Source organism: Pseudomonas sp. F3-2, from assembly GCF_038804275.1.
In the GTDB taxonomy this organism is placed as follows: domain Bacteria; phylum Pseudomonadota; class Gammaproteobacteria; order Pseudomonadales; family Pseudomonadaceae; genus Aquipseudomonas.
In genome coordinates, this window is sequence record NZ_CP152388.1 from 3,842,681 (window position 1) to 3,869,108 (window position 26,428).

General features: G+C 61.9%; 18 protein-coding genes. 10 read left to right on the top strand and 8 right to left on the bottom strand.

Going from position 1 to position 26,428, the window contains the following annotated elements; all coding sequences use genetic code 11:
• Positions 1–73: 73 nt before the first annotated feature.
• Positions 74–709: an HAD family phosphatase gene (locus AAGQ88_RS17460; protein ID WP_285425477.1), complete on the top strand. Its 636-nt coding sequence runs from the start codon at positions 74–76 to the stop codon at positions 707–709.
• A gap of 109 nt (positions 710–818) precedes the next feature.
• Complete coding sequence (locus AAGQ88_RS17465; RefSeq protein WP_285425478.1) at positions 819–1,082, top strand: DUF4404 family protein; 264 nt, start codon at positions 819–821, stop codon at positions 1,080–1,082.
• A 77-nt stretch (positions 1,083–1,159) separates the two neighbouring features.
• On the opposite strand, the gene queF is transcribed toward AAGQ88_RS17465, so the two are convergent.
• Together queF and AAGQ88_RS17475 are read right to left on the bottom strand one after the other, a co-directional pair.
• Positions 1,160–1,990 carry an NADPH-dependent 7-cyano-7-deazaguanine reductase QueF gene (gene queF, locus AAGQ88_RS17470; protein WP_342653078.1) on the bottom strand — a complete coding sequence of 277 codons (831 nt, stop codon included), beginning with the start codon at positions 1,988–1,990 and terminating at the stop codon, positions 1,160–1,162.
• Positions 1,991–2,066: 76 nt separating this feature from the next.
• On the bottom strand, positions 2,067–2,597 hold the full coding sequence (locus tag AAGQ88_RS17475) for a cupredoxin family protein (RefSeq protein WP_093459305.1): 531 nt from the start codon (positions 2,595–2,597) through the stop codon (positions 2,067–2,069).
• Between the two features lie 159 nt (positions 2,598–2,756).
• Between AAGQ88_RS17475 and AAGQ88_RS17480 the strand changes: the two genes are divergently transcribed.
• Positions 2,757–3,437, top strand: a complete 681-nt coding sequence (locus AAGQ88_RS17480) for a heavy metal response regulator transcription factor (RefSeq protein ID WP_093459306.1) — start codon at positions 2,757–2,759, stop codon at positions 3,435–3,437.
• Positions 3,434–4,795: a heavy metal sensor histidine kinase gene (locus tag AAGQ88_RS17485; protein WP_342653079.1), complete on the top strand. Its 1,362-nt coding sequence runs from the start codon at positions 3,434–3,436 to the stop codon at positions 4,793–4,795. Before AAGQ88_RS17480 ends, AAGQ88_RS17485 begins: the two co-directional genes overlap by 4 nt.
• Before the next feature lie 187 nt (positions 4,796–4,982).
• On the opposite strand, the gene AAGQ88_RS17490 is transcribed toward AAGQ88_RS17485, so the two are convergent.
• The 3 genes from AAGQ88_RS17490 to AAGQ88_RS17500 all read right to left on the bottom strand — a co-directional run bounded on the left by AAGQ88_RS17490 (position 4,983) and on the right by AAGQ88_RS17500 (position 8,234).
• Positions 4,983–6,227 carry a lipoprotein-releasing ABC transporter permease subunit gene (locus AAGQ88_RS17490; protein ID WP_093459308.1) on the bottom strand — a complete coding sequence of 415 codons (1,245 nt, stop codon included), beginning with the start codon at positions 6,225–6,227 and terminating at the stop codon, positions 4,983–4,985.
• Between the two features lie 65 nt (positions 6,228–6,292).
• Positions 6,293–6,976: a lipoprotein-releasing ABC transporter ATP-binding protein LolD gene (gene lolD, locus AAGQ88_RS17495; RefSeq protein WP_342653080.1), complete on the bottom strand. Its 684-nt coding sequence runs from the start codon at positions 6,974–6,976 to the stop codon at positions 6,293–6,295.
• Positions 6,977–6,983: 7 nt separating this feature from the next.
• Entirely contained in the window at positions 6,984–8,234 is a 1,251-nt protein-coding gene (locus AAGQ88_RS17500; protein WP_342653081.1) for a lipoprotein-releasing ABC transporter permease subunit, read from the bottom strand.
• Positions 8,235–8,360: 126 nt separating this feature from the next.
• Here AAGQ88_RS17500 and AAGQ88_RS17505 point away from each other — a divergent pair, with 126 nt between their 5' ends.
• Positions 8,361–8,948, top strand: a complete 588-nt coding sequence (locus AAGQ88_RS17505; protein WP_342653082.1) for a PilZ domain-containing protein — start codon at positions 8,361–8,363, stop codon at positions 8,946–8,948.
• A gap of 37 nt (positions 8,949–8,985) precedes the next feature.
• A complete protein-coding gene (locus AAGQ88_RS17510; protein WP_093459312.1) occupies positions 8,986–9,708 on the top strand; it encodes a glycerophosphodiester phosphodiesterase in 723 nt (240 codons plus the stop codon).
• A 42-nt stretch (positions 9,709–9,750) separates the two neighbouring features.
• Here AAGQ88_RS17510 and sthA read toward each other — a convergent pair whose 3' ends face one another.
• Together sthA and AAGQ88_RS17520 are read right to left on the bottom strand one after the other, a co-directional pair.
• On the bottom strand, positions 9,751–11,145 hold the full coding sequence (sthA, locus tag AAGQ88_RS17515) for a Si-specific NAD(P)(+) transhydrogenase (protein ID WP_093459313.1): 1,395 nt from the start codon (positions 11,143–11,145) through the stop codon (positions 9,751–9,753).
• A gap of 399 nt (positions 11,146–11,544) precedes the next feature.
• On the bottom strand, positions 11,545–16,101 hold the full coding sequence (locus AAGQ88_RS17520; RefSeq protein WP_342653083.1) for a DUF6543 domain-containing protein: 4,557 nt from the start codon (positions 16,099–16,101) through the stop codon (positions 11,545–11,547).
• 292 nt (positions 16,102–16,393) lie between these two features.
• On the opposite strand from AAGQ88_RS17520, the gene AAGQ88_RS17525 reads away from it, so the two are divergent.
• Positions 16,394–17,683, top strand: a complete 1,290-nt coding sequence (locus AAGQ88_RS17525) for an MFS transporter (protein ID WP_285425485.1) — start codon at positions 16,394–16,396, stop codon at positions 17,681–17,683.
• Positions 17,684–17,936: 253 nt separating this feature from the next.
• On the opposite strand, the gene AAGQ88_RS17530 is transcribed toward AAGQ88_RS17525, so the two are convergent.
• Positions 17,937–19,400: a glyceraldehyde-3-phosphate dehydrogenase gene (locus tag AAGQ88_RS17530; RefSeq protein WP_285425487.1), complete on the bottom strand. Its 1,464-nt coding sequence runs from the start codon at positions 19,398–19,400 to the stop codon at positions 17,937–17,939.
• 169 nt (positions 19,401–19,569) lie between these two features.
• Here AAGQ88_RS17530 and mfd point away from each other — a divergent pair, with 169 nt between their 5' ends.
• The 3 genes from mfd to AAGQ88_RS17545 are packed head-to-tail and all read left to right on the top strand — an operon-like array spanning position 19,570 to position 26,296.
• Complete coding sequence (gene mfd, locus AAGQ88_RS17535; RefSeq protein WP_342653084.1) at positions 19,570–23,031, top strand: transcription-repair coupling factor; 3,462 nt, start codon at positions 19,570–19,572, stop codon at positions 23,029–23,031.
• Between the two features lie 9 nt (positions 23,032–23,040).
• Positions 23,041–23,577, top strand: coding sequence for a CsiV family protein (locus AAGQ88_RS17540; protein WP_285425490.1), 537 nt, complete (start codon positions 23,041–23,043; stop codon positions 23,575–23,577).
• A gap of 13 nt (positions 23,578–23,590) precedes the next feature.
• Positions 23,591–26,296 (top strand): DEAD/DEAH box helicase, encoded by a 2,706-nt coding sequence (locus AAGQ88_RS17545; protein ID WP_342653085.1) that lies wholly within the window; start codon positions 23,591–23,593, stop codon positions 26,294–26,296.
• Positions 26,297–26,428 lie beyond the last annotated feature (132 nt).

Here is a 26,428-nt window from a genome sequence, read left to right on the forward strand (position 1 = left end):
CATCAAGTCATCTTCCGGTCATCGCAGTGTCATGCAAATCCCTTAGCGTCATGCTCATTTGAGAGGGAATTCCATGCTTGCCCCGGTCGCTGCGCCTGCCCCATCGTTTACCGCCGTGCTGTTCGGCCTGAGTGGCTGTCTGGTCGACTTCGGGGCGCAGACGCGGACGTTGCGCAGCGTCGATGGCAAATCCTTTCATTCCCACAATGCGCAGCCCTTCGCCACACCCACTCCCGGTGCGCTGCATGCGTTGAAACAGCTCAGGCAGCAGGGCATTCCCTGTGCCTGGATCGATGAATACCCCGCCGCTATAGCAGAACAACTGGCCGAGCCGCTGCACGGCCTGATTCAGCCGACGCCTGCACCGAACCATCACTGGCCCGCGCCGGACGCTTGCTGGCAGGCGCTGATGACACTCAACGTGGGTCAGCTCGATGGCTGTGTACTGGTCAGCGGCGACCCACGCCTGCTCATGGCCGGCCTCAACGCAGGCCTGTGGACGGTCGGTCTGGCCTCGTGCGGCCCGTTGTGTGGCCTGTCGCCCGCACAGTGGGAAAACCTCAGCGACCTGGATCGCGAACGCCGTCGCGCCAGGGCCACCCTTGAGTTGTACGCCAGCGGTGCGCACTCGGTCATCGACCACCTGGGCGAACTGGATTCCTGCCTCGCAGACATCACCCTTCGCCGTCAGAAGTCAGAAAAGCCCTAGCACGAAGGTGTCATGCAAGCTCGCCAAGAGTGGATTAGTCTTACGATGTAAAGGACCTTTGCCCACACGCTGCGGTCCATGCTGAGACTATCAATGAAGGGAGCACCCTATGCCCGCCCGCGAACTGCAAGCACAACTCGACACCCTGCGCGAGCAACTGGAGCAGAACCCGCCGCTGACTGCTGAAGAACACGTGCATTTGAAGGAGCTGATGGCCCAGATCCAGGCTCAGATCGAGCTTGAGTCAGCAACGCCCAACAATAATCTGGCCGATGGCGTGAATCTGGCCGTAGAGCGATTCGAGGTCGAGCACCCCACCATCGCCGGAACCCTGCGCAACATCATGAACACGCTGGGCAGCATCGGCATCTGAACACCCTGCTGCACACCCGAAAAAGCCCGTCGTAATGGCGGGCATTGTCTTGTGCCAGGTTTCACCCAGGCTGCAGATCACTGCCGCGCCAGGCGCCCATTTTCCAGCGTGAGTGTCTCTGTGCTGCGATAGGGGTTGATGTCCAGTCCGCCCCGACGCACATACCGCGCATACACCGTCAGCTTTTCAGGCTTCAGCAAACGCTGCAGGTCCATGAAGATTCGCTCCACGCATTGCTCGTGGAAATCCGAATGCTGGCGGAAACTTACGATGTAGGCCAGAAAACTCGCGTGATCCAGCGCCGCGCCCCGGTAGTGCACCGCTACACTGCCCCAGTCCGGCTGACTGGTCACGGGGCAGTTGGACTTGAGTAGATGACTGTGCAGCGCCTCTTCGATCACCTGTGATTCGTCACAGCGCAACAGCTCCGGCTGAGGCCGGTCATAGCTGCTGATGGACACGTCCAGGTCATCGACGCAGACACCGGGTACTGCCTCGATGCCCGCTGACTCGATGTCTTTGAGCGAACGGATGCGCACGCCCACCGGTTTGCCGGCAGCTGTCGACAGGTCCTGTTCCAGTGTCGCGACCAGATCGGCCTGGAAAGCGAACGGCGTCTGGTTCAGCGAGTTGAGATACAGCTTGAAGGACTTCGATTCGATGATATTCGGCGAATCGGCGGGAATGCTGAATTCCCCGATCGCCACCACCGGCTTGCCCGACGGCAACAACCAGGACAGCTCGTAGCAATTCCAGAAATCGACGCCCTGATACGGCAACGTCTCGGCAGTCAGCCCCAGTTCCGCCCACTTGGCGGTGCGCGGAATGGGAAACAGCAGAGACGGCGTGTAGGTGGCGATGTATTCACTGGACTTGCCCAGCGGCGAGTGTTCGGCTGCGGGATGCATGACGGGACCTGAACCTGAAAACGGATGTAATGACCAAGGCCAGGAGTTTATAGGTTTTGTCCCGCGCTTTCAGCGATTACTCGGCGATGGCGATTTTTCCGACCATGCCCGCCTGATAATGCCCGGGAATGTTGCAGGCGAACTCAAGATCGGTGGCTTTGCTGAACGTCCAGGTCAGCTCGGCGGTCTTGCCCGGTTCGACCAGCACGCTGTTGGGATCATCGTGCTTCATGCCTGCGCCGCCGTGGTCCATGCCCGGCATGTCATCGTGCTTCATCGCATCGTGGTTCATGCCTGTGGAGGTCAGCATGCCGCTGGCGACCATTTTCAGCATTTCCTGTTGATGCGCCGCGTGCATCGCGGCGTCTCCCAGATTGAACTCGTGCAACAGCTGGCCCTTGTTGACGAGGACGAAGCGAACCGTTTCGCCTTCTTTGACGGTCAGCGTCTTGGGTTCGAAATACATATCGCCCAAGGTCAGCTCGACCGTGCGCGTAGCCTGCTCCGCTTTGGCCGGATGACCGAAGGCGAAGTGCTCACCCGGCGAGGCCTGTGACGACAGGCTCGCGCCCAGCAACAGGGCAGCAGCGACAAAACGAGCGAACATGTGGATCTCCAGTCAACGACAATCGATGGGCATACCTTAGGCCTTCGCCGCTGGCAATGAGCTGACCGCAGGATTACAACTTTGTAAGCTTGGCCCCTGCCCTGTCCGCTCACGCTATAAAGCGTGCCTGCCAGGCGCCTCCATGAATACGAGCCACCCATGAAATTACTGATCATCGAAGATCAAGCGAAAACCGGCCAATACCTGCGTCAGGGCCTGAACGAAGCCGGTTTCAACACTGAACTGGTCGCAGACGGGACGACCGGTCAGCACCTGGCGCTGACCGGCGAATACGCGCTGCTGATTCTCGACGTCATGCTACCCGGCCGCGACGGCTGGCAGATCCTGCAAGCCGTGCGCGGCGCGGGCCTGGACACTCCGGTGCTGTTTCTTACCGCTCGCGACGCCGTGGCCGACCGGGTTCGCGGCCTGGAACTGGGTGCGGACGATTATCTGGTCAAGCCATTCGCGTTCTCCGAGTTGCTGGCCCGAGTGCGCAGCCTGCTGCGGCGCGGCAGCAGCAGCCATCAGGAAACTCATCTGCAGCTTGCCGACCTGCGACTGGACCTGCTCCGGCGCCGCGTCGAGCGCAATGGCCAGCGCATCGACCTGACCGCCAAAGAGTTCGCCCTGCTCGAGTTGATGCTGCGCCGTCAGGGCGAAGTGCTGCCCAAGTCGCTGATCGCCTCGCAGGTCTGGGACATGAATTTCGACAGCGACACCAATGTCATTGAAGTGGCGATCCGCCGTCTGCGCCTCAAGGTCGATGACGATTACCCCGACAAGCTGATCCACACTGTGCGCGGCATGGGCTATGTGCTCGAAGAGCGCGGCCTGTGAGGCTCAGGCGTATTTCACTGGGCAGTCGGCTGGCGCTGCTGTTCGCCGCCTGCACCTCGGTGGTCTCGCTTACCGCAGGCATCCTGTTCAATCAGGCCAGTGAAACCCACTTTCTGGAGCTCGATCAGCAACTGCTGGACAGCAAACTGCCGACCTTGCGCGAGGCGTTGGCAGACGTCTCCAGCGTCGAACAGCTGACCGCACGCGAACCGGCGCTGCAGGCCGAGCTGAGTCACTCGCCCGACCTTGCGCTGCAGGTGCGCAGCCCCGACGGCTCGCTGTGGTTCGACAGCCTGAACACCGCGTTGCCGGACACGGCAGCCCACACCGGCCTGCACACCCTGAACTACAATCAGACGTCTTACCGCGCTTACACCGTTGCCCTGCAACTCGACCGGCCCGAATCGCCAACGCTGACGTTGCTACTGGACATCACCCATCACCAGCACTTCCTCGAACGCATGCAACGCCTGATCTGGCTGACCGTCGGCCTGTCTGCGCTGGCCACTGCGCTGCTCGGTGCCTGGGCGGCCCGCAGCGGCCTGCGCCCCTTGCGCAACATGAGCGAAATTGCCGCCAGCGTTTCCGCCAGTTCGCTGACCACGCGCCTGCCTCACCAGGAAATGCCTGCGGAGCTTGCGGAGTTGAGTCAGGCTTTCAACGCGATGCTCGGGCGCCTGGACGATGCTTTCCAGCGGCTGTCGGCGTTTTCAGCCGACATCGCCCATGAACTGCGCACGCCGTTGTCGAATCTGCTGACGCACACCCAGGTCACCCTGACCCGTCCGCGCGACCGTGAGGAGTACCGCGAGGCGCTGCTGGGCAATCTGGAGGAGATGCAATGGATGGCGCAGATGGTCAACGACATGCTCTACCTGGCCAAGGCCGAGCACGGGTTACTCAATCCCGACCGCGAACGGCTGCAACTGGCGGATGAAACCGACGCGCTGCTGGAATTCTTTCTGCCGCTCGCCGAAGAGGCCGATGTGCGTCTGAGCCGTGAGGGCGAAGCGACACTGGCAGGCGACCGGCACATGCTGCGCCGCGCCCTGTCGAACCTGCTGGACAACGCGCTGCGCTTTACGCCCGCACAGGGCCGGGTGGCGGTGAAACTGGAATCATCTGTCCAGCGCGTGCGGATTGGTATAGAAAACACAGGCCCAACCATTCCGGCGGAGGCGCTCCCGCGGCTCTTTGACCGGTTTTATCGCGCTGACCCGGCACGTCATGAGGGCAGCAGTGAACATGCGGGGTTGGGGCTGGCGATTACCCAGTCGATCATCAGGTCCCATGGCGGGACGATCCGTTGTGAATCGCGGGAAGGCGTGACGCGGTTTTTGATTGAATTGCCCATCTGAAACCGCCGTCCCCTGTAGGAGCGTGGCTTGTCCCGCGATCTGACGCGCAGCGTCAGTGGATCCTGCGCTTCTCCTGACACTGCTGTGGCGTATGGGTTTGCTGCCGGTTCCCGGCAGATCGCGGGACAAGCCACGCTCCTACAGGTCATGCGCGAGCGTTAGCTGAGGTCTGCGAGACCCCAGCGTCTTACTCATACCGCAGCGCATGGGCCGGCTGAATCTGCGAGGCGCGATACGCTGGGTAGATCGTCGCCAGAAAGCTCAGGATCAAGCCTGCCGCACAGATCATCACCACGTCACTGCCTTCCAGCTGCGACGGCAGGTTGCTGATGAAATAGACGTCGGACGTGAAGATATGCTGCCCGGTGATGCGCTCCACCCAGCCGACCAACTGGCTGACATTGATCGCGGCAATCACCCCGAGCACGCCGCCGATGATCGTGCCGACGATGCCGATGACCGTGCCCTGGACCATGAAGATGGTCATGATCTGCCGGGGCGTGGCGCCGATGGTGCGCAGAATCGCGATGTCGGCGCCCTTGTCGTTCACCACCATGATCAACGTCGCGATGATATTGAACGCCGCAACCGCAACGATCATCAGCAGCAACAGGCCGATCATGGTCTTTTCCATCTTCATCGCGCTGAACAGACTGCCCTGCGTGTGGGTCCAGTCATCGGCCTTGTAGTCCGCGCCCAGCCCGCCGGCGATTGCCGTCGAGACCTGCGGCGCGGCGTACAGATCGGTGAGCGCCAGACGCACGCCTTGCACCTGATTGGGTTGCCAGCGTTGAATCACGGCAGCGTCGGCGACGTTGACCAGCGCCATGGAACCATCGAGCTCGGCGCCGACCTTGAAGACGCCCACTACGGTCAGCCGCTGCAGCCGAGGCGTGATACCGCCCGGCGCGCTGCTGATCTCGGGGACGATCAGGGTGATCTTGTCGCCAACGCTCAAGCGGAAACGTCGCGCCGTGATTTCGCCGATCACCACACCGAACTCACCCGCTTTGAGGTCCTGCAGACGGCCCTGGACGATGTGCTGCGTCACGATCGAGACTTGCGATTCCAGCGCCGGATCGACACCGTTGATCTGGATCGGCTGCATGGCGCCCTTGTACGACAGCATGCCGTCCATTTCAGTGAACGGCACCGCGGCGGTGACCTGTGGATCCTTGAGCGCCGCCCTGGCCGCCGGCTGCCAGTCGTCCAGCGGCTTGACCCCGGAGATGACCGCGTGCGGCACCATGCCCAGGATGCGCGAGCTCATTTCCTTCTGAAAGCCGTTCATTACGGACAACACGACAATCATCGCCAGCACGCCCAGCGCCAGCCCGATCATCGACGTCATCGAAATGAACGAGATGAAGTGGTTGCGTCGCTTGGCCCGGGTGTAGCGCGTGCCGATGAAGATGGATAACGGTCTGAACATTCGTGGAGCACCGTAGCTGAATAGGATCACCCCGTCGCCCCATAGGCGGCGCCGGGTTCAATGCATCACACCTCGACGAGGCGGCCTTCTTCCAGACGCCAGACGCGGTCCATCTGCCGGGCCAGCGCCATGTCGTGAGTCACCACCAGAAACGCGGTGCGCGACGACGTGCTGAGCTCCAGCATCAGGTCCTGAATGCCTTGCGCGGTGTGGGAGTCGAGGTTGCCGGTCGGTTCATCGAGCATCACCAGCCCGGGCTGATTGACCAGCGCGCGCGCGATCGCCACGCGCTGACGTTCGCCGCCGGAGAGTTCCGAAGGCTTGTGTGCCAGACGGTGCTTGAGGCCGACCCGCTCCAGCAGGGCGGTGGCGCGCTGACGGGCTTCGGGGATCGGCGTCTTGCCGATGAGCAGCGGCATGCAGACGTTCTCCAGCGCGGTGAACTCCGGCAGCAAGTGGTGGAACTGGTAAACGAAACCCAGCGCCCGGTTGCGCAACAGGCCACGGGCCTTTTCATTCAGCGCGGACAGCTCCTCGCCCGCCAGCCAGACGCTGCCTTCGGTGGGCGTGTCCAGGCCGCCGAGCAGGTTGAGCAAGGTACTTTTGCCGGAACCCGAGCTGCCGACGATGGCCACGCGCTCGCCCGCGTGCAGTTCAAGTTGCAGGCCCGAGAGGACCACCACGGACTCCGGCCCCTCCTCGTAGGATTTGCCCAGGTTGCGGCAACTCAATACAGCTTTATCACTCATGCCCGACTCACTCATAACGTAGCGCCTCCGCCGGCTGGGTGCGCGCCGCACGCCAGGCTGGATACAGGGTGGCGAGGAAACTCAGGACCAGGGCCGCGCCACACACCAGCAGCACGTCCTCGGCCATCAATTGCGAAGGCAGATAGTCGATGAAATAGACATCCGCGTTGAGAAACTTGTGACCGATCAGGCCTTCCAGCGCGGAGATCGCCGAGCTGACGTTGAGCGCGGCGAGAATGCCCACGCCCGCGCCGATCAACGTGCCGACCACGCCGATCACGGTACCCTGGACCATGAAGATCGCCATGATCTGGCCCGGTGTCGCGCCCAGCGTACGCAGGATGGCGATGTCGCCGCGCTTGTCGTTGACCACCATCACCAGCGTGGAAATGATGTTGAACGCCGCCACCGCGACGATCAGCAACAGCAGCAGGCCGATGATGGATTTTTCCATGCCGATCGCCTGATACAGGTTGCCGTGGGTCCGGGTCCAGTCGCGGGAATAATATTGGTGCTCGCCCAGGCTCTGGGCGATTTCGTAAGCGGTGCGCGGCGCCTTGAACAGGTCGGTGAACTTCAGGCGCAGGCCTTGCACCTGCTCAGGCTTCCAGCGGTGCAGCCGGGCCAGGTCCTGCAGGTTGGTCACGCCCAGATAACCGTCCAGTTCGCCCGCGCCGACGTGGAAAATCCCCACGACCGTGAAACGCTTCATGCGCGGAAACATCCCGGCTGGCGTGACCGTGACCTCAGGGGAAACGAAGGTCACTTTGTCCCCGACCCCGACGCCCAGTTTGGTCGCCGCCTTGTCCCCGATCACCACGCCGAAACCGCCCGCAACGAGGTCGTCGAGGCTGCCCTGCTTCATGAAGCCGTCGATGATCGAAACTTTGCGTTCCTGAACCGGGTCGATGGCATTGAGCAGGATTTTCTGGACATTGCCGTTATTGGTGAGCAGGCCCTGCATCTGTGTGAAGGGTGCGACGGCTTCGACCTGCGGGTTGCGTTTGACCTTGTCCGCCAGCGCCTGCCAATCGCCGATAGGCTCACCGGATTCGATGGTTGCGTGAGGCACCATGCCCAGGACGCGGGTGCGCATTTCATGATCGAAGCCGTTCATGACCGATAACACGACTATCATCACGACTACGCCCAGGGCGAGTCCGATCATCGATGTCAGGGAAATGAAGGAGACAAAATGATTACGGCGTTTTGCACGGGTGTAACGCGTGCCGATGAATACAAAAAGAGGTCTGAACATTTAGGGGCTTGTTCGGAGGAATGGGAACGTCCTTGTGGCGGGCCTGGGCCTGCGGCTTTACACTCGAATCACTAGGTTACGATTCTGAGCAATCACTCTGACAACCGCCGCTACCATGGGTTCGCCATGCCGACACTAGATGAAGAAGAACGCCGCGAATACTACCGTATCGAGGACAGCGTCGCACTGGAAATTAACCGCATTCCCGGTCCCGGCGCCCTCGACGAACCTGCTCTGCACGACACCTCCACGCTGTTCGATCTGCTGAGCGAACTGCACGTCGCCGAGTTCGAATCCCAGCACCTGCTGCGCCAGCTCGATGACCGCGACCGCACCACCAACAGCTTCCTGCGAGCGATGAGCAAGCGCATCGACCTGCTCGGCCAGGTCGTGGCTCAAACCGTGCTCGGCAAGCTGGGCGCGCCGCAGCGGGTGATCATGTCGGAGGGTGGTCTGCAATTCGAATCCCATCAGCCCTTCCCCGTTGGCAGCCTGCTGTCGGTGAAGATGGTGCTGATGCCGCAGGCCTCCGGGATGATGTTGCGGGCCAAAGTGACACAATGTCAGTCGCTGACCATCGGCGACTTCGAGGTCGGTACCGAATGGATCGACCTGAGCGATGCCCAGCGTCAATTGCTGGCCCGACACATTCTGCAACGACAGGCTGCGCAACGGCGCCAGGCCCGTGAGCAAAACGACCCTGAAGTGAAATGAACCGATTCCAGCCTTAGCGCGCATTCGAGGAACAATTGTGACCTTAATTTACGGCCACCGCGGCGCCAAGGGCGAAGCACCGGAAAACACCCTGACCAGCTTTCAGGAATGCCTCAAGCACGGGGTCAAGCGTTGCGAACTGGACCTTCATCTCTCCCGCGACGGCGAGCTGATGGTGATTCACGACCCGACCCTCAAACGCACCACCGACAGGCGCGGCAAGGTGGTCGAGCACGACGCCGCCGACCTTGTGACCTATGACGCGCGCAAGGGTGGCCCGGGATGGGTACAGCCCTGCCCCATCCCGCGTCTGGAGGAATTGTTCGAGCAATGCGCCTTCGACCACTGGCAGCTGGAAGTCAAAAGCGCCTCGCGCACGCGCGCAGCGACCACGGTGCTGGCAATACGCGAACTGGCTCAGCGCCACGGCCTGCTGGACAAGGTGACCATCACGTCGAGCTCGCGGGAAGTGTTGCGCGCCGCCCTGGAGCTGACACCGGATCTGTCCCGTGGCCTGGTGGCCGAATATGCGTGGCTGGACCCGCTGAAAGTCGCGGTGGGATATGGCTGCGAGATACTGGCGCTGAACTGGACGCTGTGCACGCCCGAACGCCTGAAAAAAGCGCAGGCGCTGGGCCTGCATGTGTCGGTGTGGACGGTCAACGAGCCTGCGCTGATGCGCAGACTCGCCGACTTCGGCGTTGACAGCCTGATTACAGACTTTCCCGGTTTGGCCAGCGCCACGCTCGGGAATTACTGAAATCGGTCTCCCCGGCCGGCTCAGGCCACCGGCCGGAGCCGCTCAAAAAAGCCGGTTGAGACCGTCGTAGGCCGCGACCCGGTAGGCCTCGGCCATGGTCGGATAGTTGAACGTGGTGTTGACGAAGTACTTGAGGCTGTTCAACTCGCCCGGCTGATTCATGATTGCCTGACCGATGTGCACGATCTCGGACGCCTGGTCGCCGAAGCAATGCACGCCGAGGATCTGCAACGTCTCGCGGTGGAACAGAATCTTCAGCATGCCGACCGGCTCGTTGGAGATCTGCGCGCGCGCCATGCTCTTGAAGAACGCCTTGCCCACTTCGTACGGCACTTTGGCCACGGTCAGGTCGTGTTCGTTCTGGCCGATGGAGCTGATTTCCGGAATGGTGTAAATGCCGGTCGGCACGTCATTGACGAAGCGCCATGCGCCGTTGTCGACCGCGCTGCCCGACGCGGAACGCCCCTGGTCATACGCGGCACTGGCCAGACTCGGCCAGCCGATCACGTCGCCGGCGCCATAAATGTTCGGCTTGCTGGTGCGGTAGGTTTCATCGACCTCGATCTGCCCACGGCCATTGGCCTTGATGCCGACGTTTTCCAGGCCGAGCTTGTCGGTGTTGCCGGTACGGCCGTTGCACCACAGCAAGGCGTCGGCCTTGACCTTCTTGCCCGACTTGAGGTGCAGGATCACGCCGTTTTCCAGGCATTCGACGCGCTCGTATTCCTCGTTGTGCCGCACCATCACGTTGTTGTTGCTGAAGTGATAGCTCAGGCCCTGGGAAATTTCCGAGTCGAGGAAGCTCAGCAACTGGTCGCGGTTATCGATCAACTCGATGTCCACACCCAGGCCACTGAAAATCGACGCATATTCGCAGCCAATCACGCCAGCGCCGTAGATGATGAGCTTACGCGGGGTGTGGTTGAGGCTGAGAATGGTGTCGCTGTCGTAGATGCGCTTGTGGGAAAAGTCGATATCGGCAGGACGATAAGGACGCGAGCCGGTGGCGATGATGATCTGATTGGCGACCAGTTTTTCCACGACGCCAGTGTTGCAGACCACGTCGATGGTGCGCTCGTCGGCAAAGCTGCCGGTGCCGAAGAACACGTCGACGCGATTGCGCGCGTAATAACCGGTGCGCGAGGCCACCTGCTTGTTGATGACCTTCTCGGCGTTTTTCAGCACGTCAGGGAAGGAAAACCAGCGCGGCTCGCCAATGGCCCGGAACATCGGGTTGGTGTTGAACTGGATGATCTGCTTGACCGAGTGACGCAGTGCCTTGGACGGAATCGTGCCCAGGTGAGTGCAGTTGCCGCCGACCTGCCGGCGGCTGTCGACCATGGCCACCTTGCGCCCAGCCTTGGCGGCGTTCATTGCCGCGCCTTCACCTGCCGGACCCGAACCCAGCACCACTACGTCGTAGTTGTAGACAGCCATGCGTACTCCTCAGAACAGGCCGAGACACCACTCTGGCGTCTCTGGCTAACTCACGCCGCAGCCGGCGGCATGAAGAATCGATATTCGCGGCGCAGTCTAAACGCCCGGCGGCGGAGCGAACATTAACCCTTGGTCGCGTCCCGGGCCAAACGTGTCTGCGCAACAGTACGCGGGACGCTGGAAAAGCCGTCGCGCGACAAATTGCAGCGGATGATAAATCCGTTGGCGTGGCTGCGCATGAAAAAAGCTGCGATTTTGTGCGATTGCGCGAAAACCCGTACGTTTTTGTCGTCCACAACGAAACCGCCAGCCCGATCAGGGGCTGGCGGTCCGGTCTGCGGCGAGCCTCAACCGTACGGCTGCGGATCGCAATTCACTGCGGCTCAACCCTGTCGACGCTTAGTCGTTGGGCTGCACCGGACTTACGGCCGGCTGCAGAAACAGGCGCTTGGCCAGTTCTTTGCCGATCGCGCTGCGATAAATGCTCACCACCTCTTTATTGTCTCTGGCGGCCTTGACCAGCGCCTTGTAGCCGAGAAAGCGCTGGTCGGGCAGTTTCAGGTGCGCCGCCGTGAACGCCGCGTCTGCGTCGGCCTCGCCGGCATAGTGAAAGTGCGCCCACCACAGCACGCTGTGATCCTTGTCGCGAATGACGTACTCCTGCATGAAGTCATTACGTCGAGCCCCCGACATGTTTTTGCGTCCGTCGACACGGGCGATGTCGACTTCCCGCTGCCGATACAGATAATTGACCCGCGCCGCAGTCGGCGGCTGACGCTTGATCATGGCGATGCGCAGACTGCGGCCCTGCTCACGCAGTCGCGCCTCACCGGCCTGCAAATCGGCCAGCACAGTCGCGAGGTTGGCACGGGTTTCGTCGGTCAACTGCTCATCCCCCTCATGCATGCCCAGCTTGCCGGCCAGATCCCGCAGCTTGTCGGCCTTCTGCACGAGGATGTCTTCCATGTCTTCAGGCTCGCTGACACGCCTGGCCTGACGCTGGACGCTGGCGATATCCGGCTCCACGCGTTCGAGCAGCGCCTGGCCGCGACGCAGAAGCTCCGACAGCGCCACAACGCTTTCCCTCACTGGGGGCAGCGGACGTCGCGTCTCCAGTTCGACCCATTCGCCTTCGGCATGTTGGTGATAGGAACCGATGACCCGGTTGCCGACCGTATCCTTGACCTCGACCACTTCCCCGTGCAGCGGCTCCTCGCCCTCGCGCAGACGCCCGATCAACGTTCTCTGGCCCTGCGTTTTGATCACCCGGCGACGTGGCTGCTTGACCCGCGGGGCGTATTCCGATGGTTTCAGCGCTGGCTCCTGGGTTTCACGAATGAGGTCCGACAGGCGTGCCTCGGCGTTATCGCTGATGGCACTGAGATCGTCCAGAAAGGCGCTGAAACGGGCCTTCTCGACCGCCGCAGGCTCGCTCTCGAAGACCGACATGGCGATGATCGACGCGCGGTTGTATTCCCTCAGCGAACTTTCGAGCACGCCGATCTGCTCGTCCATCGAATAGTCGTTGGGCTTCTCCAGCTCCACTTGCGACGTCAGCGCGGCATGCAATGGCTCGTCCAGCCGCAAGGCTTTCAGGGCGAGGGCCTCGCGTCGCTGCAGAATGCTTTCTCGACTGAAACACAGCTCCAGGTACGACCACATGCGGCTGATTTTCCATTCCAGCGCGGTGAACATGTTGCTCTCGTGCAACTCCAGCACCTCCTCGCGCCAGAAGGCCTCGCCGACCTTGGGCACCTCGCGCAGTTGCTGCCAGAGTTTTTCCCGGACGCCGGACCAGTGCACGCCGGTCTCCTGCAGCGCCAGCACTTTCTCGAACAGGCCCAAGTAGATGTCGACGTTACTGGACGTGACCGAATCGCCAGACATCGCGTTCATGCGCTCCGAGTCTTCACGGGCTGACTTGAGCATGTCGTTGAGCAGGATGCCTTCGAACAGGCACACCCGACGACTGATGCCTTGCAGGTCCTTGCCATAGGCCTTCTCGCCCATCCGGTCCGCCGGCCTGAGCTCTTGGTCCAGCACCTGTTTTTTCTCGATGATCTCGATGGTTTCACGCAGCGCCGCTTCGAACATCGTGGTCACTTGCCCTCGCATCTGCGCGGGGACGGTTTGCAGGGATTTGTCGTAATCGGCGATCTCTTTGATCAGCGCCGCCTGACGGTGCACCAACGCGGTTTTCTGCGCGACGACGCGCTTGAGCGTGGCGGCGTTATCCAGGGCCATCTGGCGTGCGTTGCGCTTGGGCGCGCCGCCGCGCAGGCGCAGTGAAAGGTCAAGACGCCACGCGGCGCCGTCGCGCAGCAGGCGCGGACCGGTCACGGTTGCGTCCAGCGGGTCGACGACGAACAGCGCTTCATCGCGCCACTGAACCTGAAAAAGATCGTCGCCCACCGACGCGTACCAGGCGTCGGCGCCACGGCACAGGCCCTCGGATTCCGGCGCGTCGGAAGCCGGCTCAAGCGCGGGACGATCCGTGACTTTGAATCGCTGCAGGGCCGCAGACTGCGACGGGGTCAGCCGGTCGTTCATGCTGGTCCAGGAAAAATCGAGCACTGTGCCCGCAGTCGCCGGCTCGAACTCAGCGACGGGATGCGCAACGACTGGCGTGCGCTGAGCTTCAGCCTCCGGTCGTCGAACGGCGAGGCTGCGGGCGCCGGACGACAGGCCGTGATGCAGCAGAATCATGGACAGACTCAGCAGCAGTTCGCCCATTTGCACCGAGCGCTGATGACCGTCATCGCCTGGCGCCTGCGCCAGCACCGCTTGCACATCGCTCATCAGCTGCACCAGCCAGAGCGCCGTGCCCGCTGTCCCGGAGATGAACGGCATGACGGCGTTCAACGCCAGCCATCCGCCGCGCTTGAGCATTGCCCAGCGACTTTCCGCATCGGACACCGACTGCCGGTCCGCAAGCGCCACCAGCGCCTGTGCATTGGCGTCGTACAAGACCGTCATCAGGTCACCGACGACTGCCTCGTGTACCAGTTGCGCTGGCTGCGGCGTTTCAATCGGGGCGAAGTCGGAGCCGAGGCCGAAGCGCAACAGATGCGGCTCGTCGAATCCGCCGTTGGCATAGACCGGCTGTGCCTGCTCGCTCATCCACGCCAGCACTTCATTTTGCAGCTCGCCCGGCGCTGCAATGGCCGTTCGCAGCGCGCCCCAGGATTCGAACTCGGTCAGGCCGTGGCTCGACAAGGGTCGATACAGCACCACCGGGCCCACGGTGGGATCACGGTCCGCGATCACGAACATGTCGGCGACCTTATCGGCAGCGCGCCCGGCCGACGCACGAAATGCCAGCGGCATGACCATGGTATGCCGCATGTCGCTTTCGCGCTGATCGGCCGTTTGCATGATGGCCGCAACGCGTCGATAGCCTTTTTTGCTGATGCCCTCGCCGCGCAGCTTTTGTTCGAGCGCCTTGAGCGGCAGTTGGATGCACAACTGGCGAGCGAACAAGGCCTGACGACGAGTGCGCTGGGCGTGATCATCAATCAATACGCGCTGAACCAGCGCAGGATAGGTGCGGCCGATGTCGACATGGCAGACCAGCAGTTTCAGGTAATCGGAGGTGAACCATTCCGGCACCTGCGAGCCGTCGCGGCTCACCACCGACAGCGTGCCGCTCGGGACGCTGGACAGGTTACCGAGGGCGAACTCGGCCATGCTCGTTCGCTCCGGCTCGACGCTGCCAAGGGCAACGACTTGTCCGCCTGACGCCACGGCAGCGCCTGTCACCTTATTGATCAGCACATCCAGGCTGACCACCGACAGGCCGCCGTCCTCTGGATGATCGATGTCGATCTTCTTCTGCAGTTGCTCGTTCGCATAGGCCAGCAACGACGGCAAACCGTCGTTAAAGCCTCGCCCGCCGCTCTGCGCCTGGGCACTGGCGAGTGCAGCGGTTCTGCGGCTGAAATCCAGCCGGTCGCCCGGGCGTGCATCGCGCAACCACTGGGGCAGATGCTGCCACTGGGCGACAGCCGGCTGCCCGGCATACAGCACGGGGGTGATGTCCAGAATGCTGCTCAGACACAGTTCCAGTTCTGCAGTGGTGTTGGCTTGCGCAAGGTCAGCGCTGCGCAGAGCCTGCAACTGATTGTCGAAAACCACCTGGGCCAGCACATCGAAGATGTCATCTCCGGTTTCGCGCAGGCGGCCGCGCGGGGCTTGCCCAGCGTCGGCAGCGGTCAGGCTCAAAGCGTCTTCAAGGGCGAGCAGCGAAGCATGGGTCTGCAAATCGCCAGCGGGTTGCCAGCTCAGAAACACCTCGACACCCTGCCACTTCCCGGTCACCGCCAGCCACGGCACCGGCAGCTGCCAGGGCTGCGTCTGCGGCGCGCGATCGACGACACAGGCACGGATGACATCGCCCTGACCCTTTTCAGTGATCTTGAGCATGAAATCTCGCTGACTTTTCTCGCCGAACGAGGTAATCGCCATCATCAGTGCGCGCTGTGCGTCGCTCAGGACAGAATGGCTCGCCACCGCGCTCGCCAGACTTTCCCTGAGCGTGTCGGACACAAGCGCCCAAGGACTTTTCCCGCCCGCTTGCGCTCGACGCCAGAATTCCACCATTGCCTGCTCGAAATCCTCAGCCAGCGCCAGTGCCACACTGTCCACAACGACCCCGAGCTGCTCGAAATCGATCGGGATCACGTCCGGTACCGTCGCCGATGGATTGACCACCAGCTGGTTTTTTTCGCTGCTCCAGCGCGGCGTGCGCTTTTTCGCGAAGACGTACAGCAGGTTGGCCAGCAGCGTTTCAGACTTTTTCTCGCCATCTGCTGTGGTTCGGGTGATCTCACAGACATCAGGGAGCAAGCCTGTGCCGGGAAATTGTTGCTCGAGGGCCGCCGACAGTCGCTCACGCGCCACGCTGGAAACGGTTGGACGCATTAAAAAAGCGTCGATCAGGTCAAACTTTGTACTCATTTGGGATTCAACTCGCAGTCATTGCTAATTCTTCTCACGCGTCAGGAGCAGTGAGAACCAGAAGCGGCGAGTTAATGCATGGGCCGACTCAACGGTGGGATACATAAATATTGTTTTGCGATGACACGAGGCGAACGGTGCGACGGCGGCCATGGTCTTCTGATTGCCAACCCAGTTGTTTACACATATCGTTACAAATCTGCGCCACCCGAGATGACCGGCGAGCGGCGCAGCAGAGGACGCATAAATACAACGGATCCCCAAGCTAGACAGCCTAAGTGAGTAATTCCAGATGGCCTCGACCACAGGCAAAGGCAAGGCGATTTTTCGCGTTGTCAGCGGTAACTTTCTTGAAATGTTCGACTTTATGGTCTATGGCTTCTACGCCACAGCCATCGCCAAAACCTTCTTCCCTGCCGACAGCGAATTCGCCTCACTGATGCTGTCGCTGGCCACCTTCGGTGCCGGCTTCCTCATGCGCCCGCTGGGTGCGATCTTCCTCGGCGCGTACATCGACCACCACGGCCGTAAGAAAGGCCTGATCATCACGCTGGCCATGATGGCCATGGGCACGATCCTGATCGCCTGCGTGCCGGGCTACGCCACGCTGGGTGTCGCTGCGCCGTTACTGGTGCTGATCGGCCGTCTGCTGCAAGGCTTCTCGGCGGGCGTGGAACTGGGCGGTGTTTCGGTGTATCTCGCTGAAATCTCGACGCCGGGCCGCAAAGGCTTCTTCGTCAGTTGGCAGTCCGCCAGTCAGCAGGCCGCAGTGGTTTTCGCCGGTTTGCTGGGCGTTGCGCTCAACCACTGGCTGAGCCCTGAAGACATGGGTCAGTGGGGCTGGCGCGTTCCGTTCCTGGTCGGCTGCATGATCGTTCCGGCGATCTTCGTCATCCGCCGCTCGCTGGAAGAAACCCCAGAGTTCGAAGCCCGCGCCAGGCACCACCGTCCAAGCCTGGGCGAAGTGGTCAAGTCGATCGGCCAGAACTTCGGCCTGGTGATCGCGGGCATGGCGCTGGTGGTGATGACCACGGTGTCGTTTTACCTGATCACCGCCTACACCCCGACGTTCGGTAAAAACGAGCTGCACCTGTCCGATCTGGACAGCTTGCTGGTGACCGTGTGCGTGGGCATTTCGAACTTCATCTGGCTGCCGGTGATGGGCGCGGTGTCTGACAAGATCGGTCGCAAACCCTTGCTGCTGGCGGCGACCATTCTCGCAATCGTCACAGCTTACCCTGCCCTGTCCTGGCTGACCTCGAACCCGAGCTTCGCCAACTTGCTGATGGTCGAACTGTGGTTGTCGTTCCTTTACGGCTCCTACAACGGCGCGATGGTTGTTTCGCTGACCGAGATCATGCCGGTTGAAGTGCGCACGACAGGGTTCTCTCTGGCCTACAGCCTGGCGACGGCAACGTTCGGTGGTTTTACCCCGGCGGCCTGTACGTACCTGATTCACGTGCTGGATAACAAGGCAGCGCCAGGCATCTGGCTCAGCGGCGCGGCGGTGCTGGGCCTGATTGCGACGCTGGTGCTGTTCCGCAAAGGTGGTCAGGCACGGATGGAAGCAGTCGCCGGTTAAGGGTTCGGCGCTTCACTCCGGATACGCGAAAACGCCTCGACATTGTCGGGGCGTTTTTTATTGCCCCACGCCTGCGGCAGCGTCAACCGCAGAAGCCCGCGTCGCTCACCGCAGGCGAGACTAGTATCGCAACTGCCAACACTCGATCCCCACTCGATAGAGCAAAAAAAAACGCCCCGAACCATCGGAGCGTTTCTTTCGACTCAGCGTACGACGTGCGGCATCCCGCCAATCGCCCGCGTGTGCATCGACCTTACTTCGGGAAAGCCGGAGGGTTAACGCCCGCCATGTCTTCCATCACGCGAACCACCTGACAGCTGTAACCGAACTCGTTGTCGTACCAGACATACAGCACGACGCGGTTGTCGTTGCAGATGGTCGCTTCGGCGTCGACCACACCCGCGTGACGGGAGCCCACGAAGTCGGTGGACACCACTTCCTGGGAGTTCACGAAATCGATCTGCTTGTGCAGGTCCGAGTACAGCGCGGTGTGGCGCAGGTATTCGTTGATTTCTTCGCGGGTGGTCGCGGTACCCAGGTTCAGGTTGAGGATCGCCATCGAGACGTTCGGCGTCGGAACGCGGATCGCGTTACCGGTCAGCTTGCCGGCCAGTTCCGGCAGCGCCTTGGCAGCAGCGGTGGCCGCGCCGGTTTCGGTGATGACCATGTTCAACGCAGCGCTGCGGCCACGGCGATCGCCCTTGTGGAAGTTGTCGATCAGGTTCTGGTCGTTGGTGTACGAGTGCACCGTTTCGACGTGACCGTTGACGATACCGAACTTGTCGTTGACGGCCTTGAGCACCGGCACGATGGCGTTGGTGGTGCAGGACGCCGCCGAGATGATCTTGTCATCGGACGTGATGTCCTGATGGTTGATACCGTGAACGATGTTCTTCAGCTTGCCCTTGCCCGGCGCGGTCAGCACCACGCGGTCGACGCCAGGGCACTGCAGGTGCTGGCCCAGACCGTCGGCATCGCGCCAGACACCGGTGTTGTCGACCAGCAGCGCGTCCTTGATACCGTACTGGGTGTAGTCCACCTCGGTCGGATTCTTGGCGTAGATCACCTGAATCAGGTTGCCGTTGGCGCTGATGGTGTTGTTCGCTTCATCGATGGTGATGGTACCGTCGAACGGGCCGTGGACCGAGTCGCGGCGCAGCAGGCTGGCGCGCTTGACGAGGTCGTTTTCAGCGCCCTTGCGGACCACGATGGCGCGCAGACGCAGGCCGTCGCCGCCACCGGTTTTCTCGATCAGGATACGCGCCAGCAGACGACCGATACGGCCGAAACCGTACAGTACGACGTCAGTGCCCTTGCGCGCGCCGGAGTTCTGCTGACCGACGATCTCGGCCATTTCGTCACGAACGAACTGCTCGGCGGTGCGACCTTTGCTCTCGGCCTTGTACTTGACGGCCAGCTTGCCCAGGTCCACCGAAGCGGCACCCAGCTTGAGCTCGCTCATTGCTTTGATGAGCGGGAAAGTCTCGTGTACGGACAACTCGGTGGCGTCAGCTTGACGATGACGCGCAAAGCGGTGGGCTTTGAGAATCGCGATCACTGAACGGTTGATCAGGGTGCGGCCATAGATCGAACTCACCACGTTATTATTGCGGTAGAGCTGACCGATAAGCGGGATCATCGCCTCGGCGAGGGCTTCACGATCAATCCATTCACCAAGACACTGGTCGGGCTTCTGAGTCACGGGAACCTTCCACATGTAGGGGCTGAAAAAAGGGACTACATTATGCCCAAGCCTTTGTTTATGAGCAATCCAGTGTTTTGAACAACCCGGGCACTACATAAATGCGTGAGCACAAAACTGACAGCGGATTCCCGATTTAGTTACAATCCCCGGCTTTGCCGCAACGCCTGGAGCTTTATCTTCCGTGCCCGTTCTGCGCCTACCGATTCTTCCTGCCGCCGCAGGCAAACAACATTGGGGCAACCTGCCCGGTGCCGCTCAAAGCCTTGCCATCGCCGAGGCTGCCAGCGCCGCGAAACGCTTCACCCTGCTTTTGACCGCCGACAGCCAGAGTGCCGAGCGACTGGAACAGGAACTGAAGTTTTTCGCCCCCGATCTTCCGGTGTTGCATTTCCCCGATTGGGAAACCCTGCCCTACGATCTGTTCTCGCCGCATCAGGACATCATCTCGCAGCGCATCGCCAGCCTGTACCGGCTGCCTGAGCTGGAGCATGGCGTGCTGGTGGTGCCAATTACCACGGCGCTGCACCGTCTGGCGCCGACCCGGTTCCTGCTGGGCAGCAGCCTGGTGCTCGATGTCGGCCAGAAACTCGACGTCGAAGCGATGCGCACGCGGCTTGAAGCCAGCGGCTATCGCTACGTCGACACGGTGTACGAACACGCCGAATTCACGGTACGCGGCGCGCTGATCGACCTCTTCCCGATGGGCAGCAAACTGCCCTACCGGATCGACCTGTTCGACGATGAGATCGAAACCCTGCGCACCTTCGAGCCGGAAACCCAGCGTTCGATCGACAAGGTCGATTCGGTGCGACTGCTGCCAGCCAAGGAATTCCCGCTGCAGAAAGAAGCCGTCACCCGCTTCAAGGCACGTTTTCGTGAGCGCTTCGATGTCGACTTCCGTCGCAGCCCGATCTTTCAGGACTTGAACAGCGGCATTACGCCTGCCGGTATCGAGTACTACATCCCGCTGTTTTTCGAGGAAACTTCCACGCTGTTCGACTACCTGCCGCAGGACACGCAAGTGTTCTCGCTGCCGGGCATCGAGCAGGCCGCCGAGACGTTCTGGAAAGACGTGCGCAACCGCTACGAAGAGCGCCGTGTCGACCCCGACCGGCCGCTGCTGCCGCCTGACGAACTGTTCTTGCCCGTCGAGGACTGTTTCGGTCGGCTGAAGAGCTGGCCGCGAGTGGTCACCAGTCAGGACGACATCGAGCCCGGCGTCGGCCGCGAGCGTTTCCCGGCGCAGGCGTTGCCGAACCTGGCCATTGAAGCCAAAGCCAACGAACCGCTCGCCGCGCTGGCGCACTTTCTTGACGACTTCCCGGGCCGCGTGCTGTTCACCGCCGAGTCCGCCGGTCGCCGAGAAGTGCTGCTGGAACTGCTCGAGCGCCTGAAACTGCGCCCGAAGACCCTCGACAGCTGGCAGGAATTCGTCGACAGCAAGGAACGGTTGGCGATCACCATCGCACCGCTGGACGAAGGCCTGATGCTGGAGCAACCGGCGCTGGCGCTGGTCGCCGAAAGTCCGCTGTTCGGTCAGCGGGTCATGCAGCGCCGTCGCCGCGAGAAGCGCATCGATGGCCATTCCAGCGACGCGGTCATCAAAAACCTTGCCGAGCTGCGCGAAGGCGCACCGGTGGTCCACATCGACCATGGCGTCGGTCGCTATCTGGGGCTGGCAACGCTTGAGGTGGAAAATCAGGTCGCCGAGTTCCTGATGCTTGCTTACGCCGAGGACGCCAAGCTCTACGTGCCCGTCGCCAACCTGCACCTCATCGCACGCTACACCGGCAGCGATGACGAGCTGGCGCCGCTGCACCGGCTGGGCTCCGAGGCGTGGCAGAAGGCCAAGCGCAAGGCCGCCGAGCAGGTGCGCGACGTGGCCGCCGAGTTGCTCGACATCTATGCACGCCGCGCCGCGCGGGAAGGTTACGCGTTCGCCGATCCGAAGCTGGACTACGAAACCTTCAGCGCCGGGTTCCCGTTCGAGGAAACCCCTGACCAGCAGACCACCATCGAAGCCGTGCGCGCGGACATGCTGGCGCCCAAACCGATGGACCGGCTGGTGTGTGGCGACGTGGGCTTCGGCAAGACCGAAGTCGCCATGCGCGCCGCGTTCATTGCCGTGCACGGCGGCAGGCAGGTGGCAATTCTGGTGCCGACCACCCTGCTCGCCCAGCAGCACTACAACAGTTTCCGCGACCGCTTCGCCGACTGGCCGGTGAAGGTCGAGGTGATGAGCCGCTTCAAGTCCGCCAAGGAAGTCAGCGCGGCCGTCGCGGAGCTGGCCGAGGGCAAGATCGACATCGTCATCGGCACCCACAAGCTGTTGCAGGATGACGTCAAGATCAAGAACCTGGGCCTGGTGATCATCGACGAAGAACACCGTTTCGGTGTGCGTCAGAAGGAACAGCTCAAAGCGTTGCGCAGCGAGGTGGACATCCTGACCCTGACCGCCACGCCGATTCCGCGGACCCTGAACATGGCCGTGGCCGGCATGCGCGACCTGTCGATCATCGCCACGCCGCCGGCGCGTCGCCTGTCGGTGCGCACCTTCGTCATGGAACAGAACAAGCCAACGGTCAAAGAAGCGCTGCTGCGCGAATTGCTGCGCGGCGGCCAGGTGTATTACCTGCACAACGACGTGAAGACCATCGAGAAATGCGCTGCCGACCTCGCCGAACTGGTGCCTGAGGCGCGTATCGGTATCGGCCACGGCCAGATGCACGAGCGCGACCTCGAACAGGTGATGAGCGACTTCTACCACAAGCGTTTCAACGTGCTGATCGCCTCGACCATCATCGAGACCGGGATCGACGTGCCCAGCGCCAATACCATCATCATCGAACGCGCCGACAAGTTCGGCCTGGCCCAGCTGCACCAGTTGCGCGGACGCGTCGGGCGCAGTCACCACCAGGCCTATGCCTACCTGCTCACGCCGCCGCGCAAGCAGATCACGCCGGATGCCGAGAAGCGTCTGGAGGCCATCGCCAACACGCAGGATCTGGGCGCAGGCTTCGTGCTGGCGACCAACGACCTGGAAATTCGCGGCGCCGGCGAGCTGCTGGGCGAAGGTCAGAGCGGGCAGATTCAGGCGGTCGGTTTCACGCTGTACATGGAGATGCTCGAGCGCGCGGTGAAATCGATCCGCAAAGGCGAGCAACCGAATCTGGAACAACCGCTTGGCGGCGGCCCGGAAATCAATCTGCGCGTGCCGGGGCTGATTCCCGAGGACTACCTGCCCGACGTTCACGCACGCCTGATCCTCTACAAACGCATCGCCAATGCCGCCGATGAGGAAGGCCTGAAGGACTTGCAGGTGGAAATGATCGACCGGTTCGGCCTGCTCCCGGAGCCGACCAAGAATCTGGTGCGCATGACCTCGCTCAAGCTCAAGGCCGAGCAGCTGGGGATCAAGAAGGTCGATGCGGGTCCGCAGGGTGGACGAATCGAATTCGGTGCCGATACTTCAGTAGACCCACTGACGCTGATCAAGCTGATTCAGGGACAACCCAAGCGTTACAAGTTCGAAGGCGCCACGCTGTTCAAGTTCATGGTGCCCATGGAGCGCCCCGAGGAACGCTTCAATACGCTGGAAGCGCTGTTCGAGCGTCTGACCCCGCAGTCCACAAAATCAGCTTAAGGATTCACCATGCGTCTGATTCGCGCGTTCACCCTGCTGCTGGTGCTGGTTGCCCCTGCGGCCTTCGCCGATGGCACCTATCAGGTCGAGCTGATCCTGTTCCGCCAGAACGGCGAGCCGGCGGCGACCAATCAGCCTGCGCCGGAAAACTGGGCCGCCGACGCCCGGCGTCTGGGTGCGGACAACCAGACCTCGACCAGCCTCGACGCGTTGGTGAGCAAGCTGCAAACCAGCACCGGCTACGCCGTGTTGCTGCACCGCGCCTGGCAGCAGGACCTGAGCGCGACGCCAGGCAAGGTGGCGATCAGCAGCGGTGAGGAACAGTTCGGCCATTTTCCGATCGAGGGCACGGTCAGCCTGAGCCTGGCCCGATTCACCGACATCGATGCAAATTTCTGGGTGAACCAGCTCGATGAACACGGCGTGCTGGTGACCAGCGAGCGCATGCGTCAGGCCACCCGGGTCCGCAATGGCGAACTGACTTACCTGGACAACGGGAGCCTGGCGATGCTGATCAAGGTCTCTCCACTTCCAGCACCGCGTTGACGTAGGGCAAGACGTGTCATCCCTATTGGAAAAAGCCCTGGCTCTGCCATGGGAGCCCTTGTTCAAAGCGCAGAGCGTCGAGCGCGGGCTTGAGTACGCGCGTCAGAAACGGGTGATGCTGGAACACTTGAGCGACGACGTGGTGCGCACGGCGTGCCGCGGCTCGAGCCTGGAAATCTACACCCAGACCTTGCAGTTCAAGGACCCCGAGCGCACGCGGCATTTCGTCGTCGGCAAGTGCACCTGTCCGGTCAGAAATAACTGCAAACACTGTGCGGCTGCGCTGTTCTTCCTGCAGGACCCGGACAACCGTTCGGGGATTCTGGCGGCCGTTGAGCGGCAAGGCGCGGCGCGCGCGGCCAAGGCTGAGGAAAAACCTGCGCTGCCCGAGCGCATCATTGAGGCTGTTGCGCCCGAGCCGCGCCTGATCCTCGCCAGCTTCGAGTTCAGCGCCTACGAGCCGCGCAACGGCAAGATGCAGCGGCACATTCAGCACCGTGCCGCGCTGGCGTTTCGTTACAACGAGTTCTACGCCTCGGGTTTGCCTGGCCCAGGTCGTTCCAGCGATATCGTGCGCCACCTGAGCGACGAAACCCTGCGCCTGCGCCGCCATCTGGAGCAGGAGGCCCAGTACCGCAAGCAGTTGCAGGACCTCGGCTTTCGCATCGCCACGCGCCAGAGCAAGGCGCTGCCGGACAGTGCCGGCGAAATGTTCGAGCTGCCCAACGACAAGGCCTGGCTGAGTTTCATGCTCGATCAGTTGCCAGTGCTGCGTGAACAGGGCTGGCAGGTCGAGATGCACGACGATTTCGGCTTCGACGTCACGCCGGTGGACGACTGGTACGCAGTGGTCGACGAAGAGCCGGAGCGCGACTGGTTCGATCTGGAGCTGGGCATCATCGTCAACGGCGAACGCCTGAGCCTGCTGCCGATACTGATCAACCTGCTGCGCACGCATCCCGAATTGATGACCCTGGCCGGTATCGCCAAGCGTCGCGACGACGAGCAGTTGCTGGTCCAGCTCAATCATTTCACCCAGCGCGGCGGCGGCCCGATTCAAGTGGCCCTGCCCTATGGCCGACTGAAAACCGTGCTGGCGACCCTGGGCGATTTCTATTGGCGCGAAGACGGCAACGATGCCATTCGCCTGAACACCGCCGACGCCACACGCCTCAAGCAACTCGATGACATGCCGCTGGTGTGGCAAGGCGGAGATCGGCTTCGGCAGTTTTCCGAGCGCCTGGTCAATATCAAGAATGCCAGCGTCAAAGCGCCAAAAGGATTGAACGCGAAGCTGCGGCCGTATCAGCTCGAGGGCTTGAGCTGGATGCAGGCGCTGCGAGAGCTGGAAGTCGGCGGCGTGCTGGCGGACGACATGGGCCTGGGCAAAACATTGCAGACCCTGGCGCATCTGCTGCTGGAAAAGCAGGCCGGGCGCCTGGATCGACCGGCCCTGGCGGTCATGCCGACCAGTCTGATACCCAACTGGATGGACGAGGCGAAGCACTTCACCCCGCAGCTCAATGTGCTGGCACTGTACGGCGCCAATCGGCATCAGGATTATCAGGATTTGCAGGACTACGACCTGATCCTGACCACCTATGCGCTGCTGCCCCGGGACGTGGAACTGCTCAGTAAACAGTTGCTCCACGTGCTGGTGCTCGACGAGGCACAGTACATCAAGAACCCCAACAGCAAGGCTGCCCAGGCGGCGCGTCAGCTGAACGCGCGGCAGCGCCTGTGCCTGAGCGGCACGCCGCTGGAAAACCATCTGGGCGAACTCTGGTCGCTGTTTCATTTCCTGATGCCGGGCTGGCTGGGCGACGCCAAACAGTTCACCAGCAACTACCGCACCCCCATCGAAAAGCTTGGTAACGAGGCGCGCCTCCAGCACTTGAACGCGCGAATCAAGCCATTCCTGCTGCGTCGCACCAAGGAACAGGTTGCCACCGAACTGCCGCCCAAGACCGAGATCGTGCACTGGGTCGAGCTCAGCGATGCGCAGCGCGATGTGTACGAGACCATGCGGCTGGCAATGGACAAGAAGGTGCGCGACGAAATCACCCGCAAGGGCGTGGCGCGCAGCCAGATCATCATCCTCGAGGCATTGCTCAAGCTGCGCCAGGTGTGTTGCGATCTGCGTCTGGTCAACAGCGCACCGGCCGGCCCGCGCCCGTCCGGTTCGGCCAAGCTGGAAAGCCTGCTGGACATGCTGGACGAACTGCTGGCGGAGAACCGCAAGATCCTGTTGTTCTCGCAGTTCACCTCGATGCTGGAACTGATCGAAGCCGAACTGCAACAGCGCGGCATCGAGTACGCGATCCTCACCGGGCGTACCAAGGATCGCCGTACGCCGGTGCAGGATTTCCAGAGCGGCAAGCGCTCGATCTTTCTGATCAGCCTGAAAGCAGGCGGCACCGGCCTGAACCTGACCGCCGCCGACACCGTGATCCATTACGACCCGTGGTGGAACCCGGCGGCCGAAAACCAGGCCACCGACCGCGCCTATCGCATCGGTCAGGAGAAGCCGGTGTTCGTCTACAAGATGATCGCGCGCGGCACCGTCGAGGAAAAGATCCAGCACTTGCAGCAGGAGAAATCCGCACTGGCATCAGGCGTGCTGGATGGCAGAACAGCCGGTGACTGGAAGTTGCAGGATGACGACATCGAGGCACTGTTTGCGCCGCTGCCGTTGCCGCCGAAGAAGGTCAAACGCTGACTTCTGGAGGGGATTTCGGCACGTTTACCCAGGGTGATGGATGACCTGTGGGGGTCGGCGTGCTCACGAAGGCTGATTTCCGACCACTGCATCTCCACAGCCTGCACCGGCCTCTTCCCGGCTAAAGCCGGT

Bases quoted from the DNA above. Each gene is read 5' to 3' on its own strand.
- sthA (WP_093459313.1), bottom strand. From the start codon at position 11,145: ATGGCTGTCTACAACTACGACGTAGTGGTGCTGGGTTCGGGTCCGGCA.
- AAGQ88_RS17480 (WP_093459306.1), top strand. From the start codon at position 2,757: ATGAAATTACTGATCATCGAAGATCAAGCGAAAACCGGCCAATACCTG.
- queF (WP_342653078.1), bottom strand. From the start codon at position 1,990: ATGCATCCCGCAGCCGAACACTCGCCGCTGGGCAAGTCCAGTGAATAC.
- AAGQ88_RS17475 (WP_093459305.1), bottom strand. From the start codon at position 2,597: ATGTTCGCTCGTTTTGTCGCTGCTGCCCTGTTGCTGGGCGCGAGCCTG.
- AAGQ88_RS17520 (WP_342653083.1), bottom strand. From the start codon at position 16,101: ATGAGTACAAAGTTTGACCTGATCGACGCTTTTTTAATGCGTCCAACC.
- AAGQ88_RS17530 (WP_285425487.1), bottom strand. From the start codon at position 19,400: ATGTGGAAGGTTCCCGTGACTCAGAAGCCCGACCAGTGTCTTGGTGAA.
- AAGQ88_RS17490 (WP_093459308.1), bottom strand. From the start codon at position 6,227: ATGTTCAGACCGTTATCCATCTTCATCGGCACGCGCTACACCCGGGCC.
- AAGQ88_RS17505 (WP_342653082.1), top strand. From the start codon at position 8,361: ATGCCGACACTAGATGAAGAAGAACGCCGCGAATACTACCGTATCGAG.
- lolD (WP_342653080.1), bottom strand. From the start codon at position 6,976: ATGAGTGATAAAGCTGTATTGAGTTGCCGCAACCTGGGCAAATCCTAC.
- AAGQ88_RS17465 (WP_285425478.1), top strand. From the start codon at position 819: ATGCCCGCCCGCGAACTGCAAGCACAACTCGACACCCTGCGCGAGCAA.
- AAGQ88_RS17540 (WP_285425490.1), top strand. From the start codon at position 23,041: ATGCGTCTGATTCGCGCGTTCACCCTGCTGCTGGTGCTGGTTGCCCCT.
- AAGQ88_RS17500 (WP_342653081.1), bottom strand. From the start codon at position 8,234: ATGTTCAGACCTCTTTTTGTATTCATCGGCACGCGTTACACCCGTGCA.
- AAGQ88_RS17460 (WP_285425477.1), top strand. From the start codon at position 74: ATGCTTGCCCCGGTCGCTGCGCCTGCCCCATCGTTTACCGCCGTGCTG.
- AAGQ88_RS17525 (WP_285425485.1), top strand. From the start codon at position 16,394: ATGGCCTCGACCACAGGCAAAGGCAAGGCGATTTTTCGCGTTGTCAGC.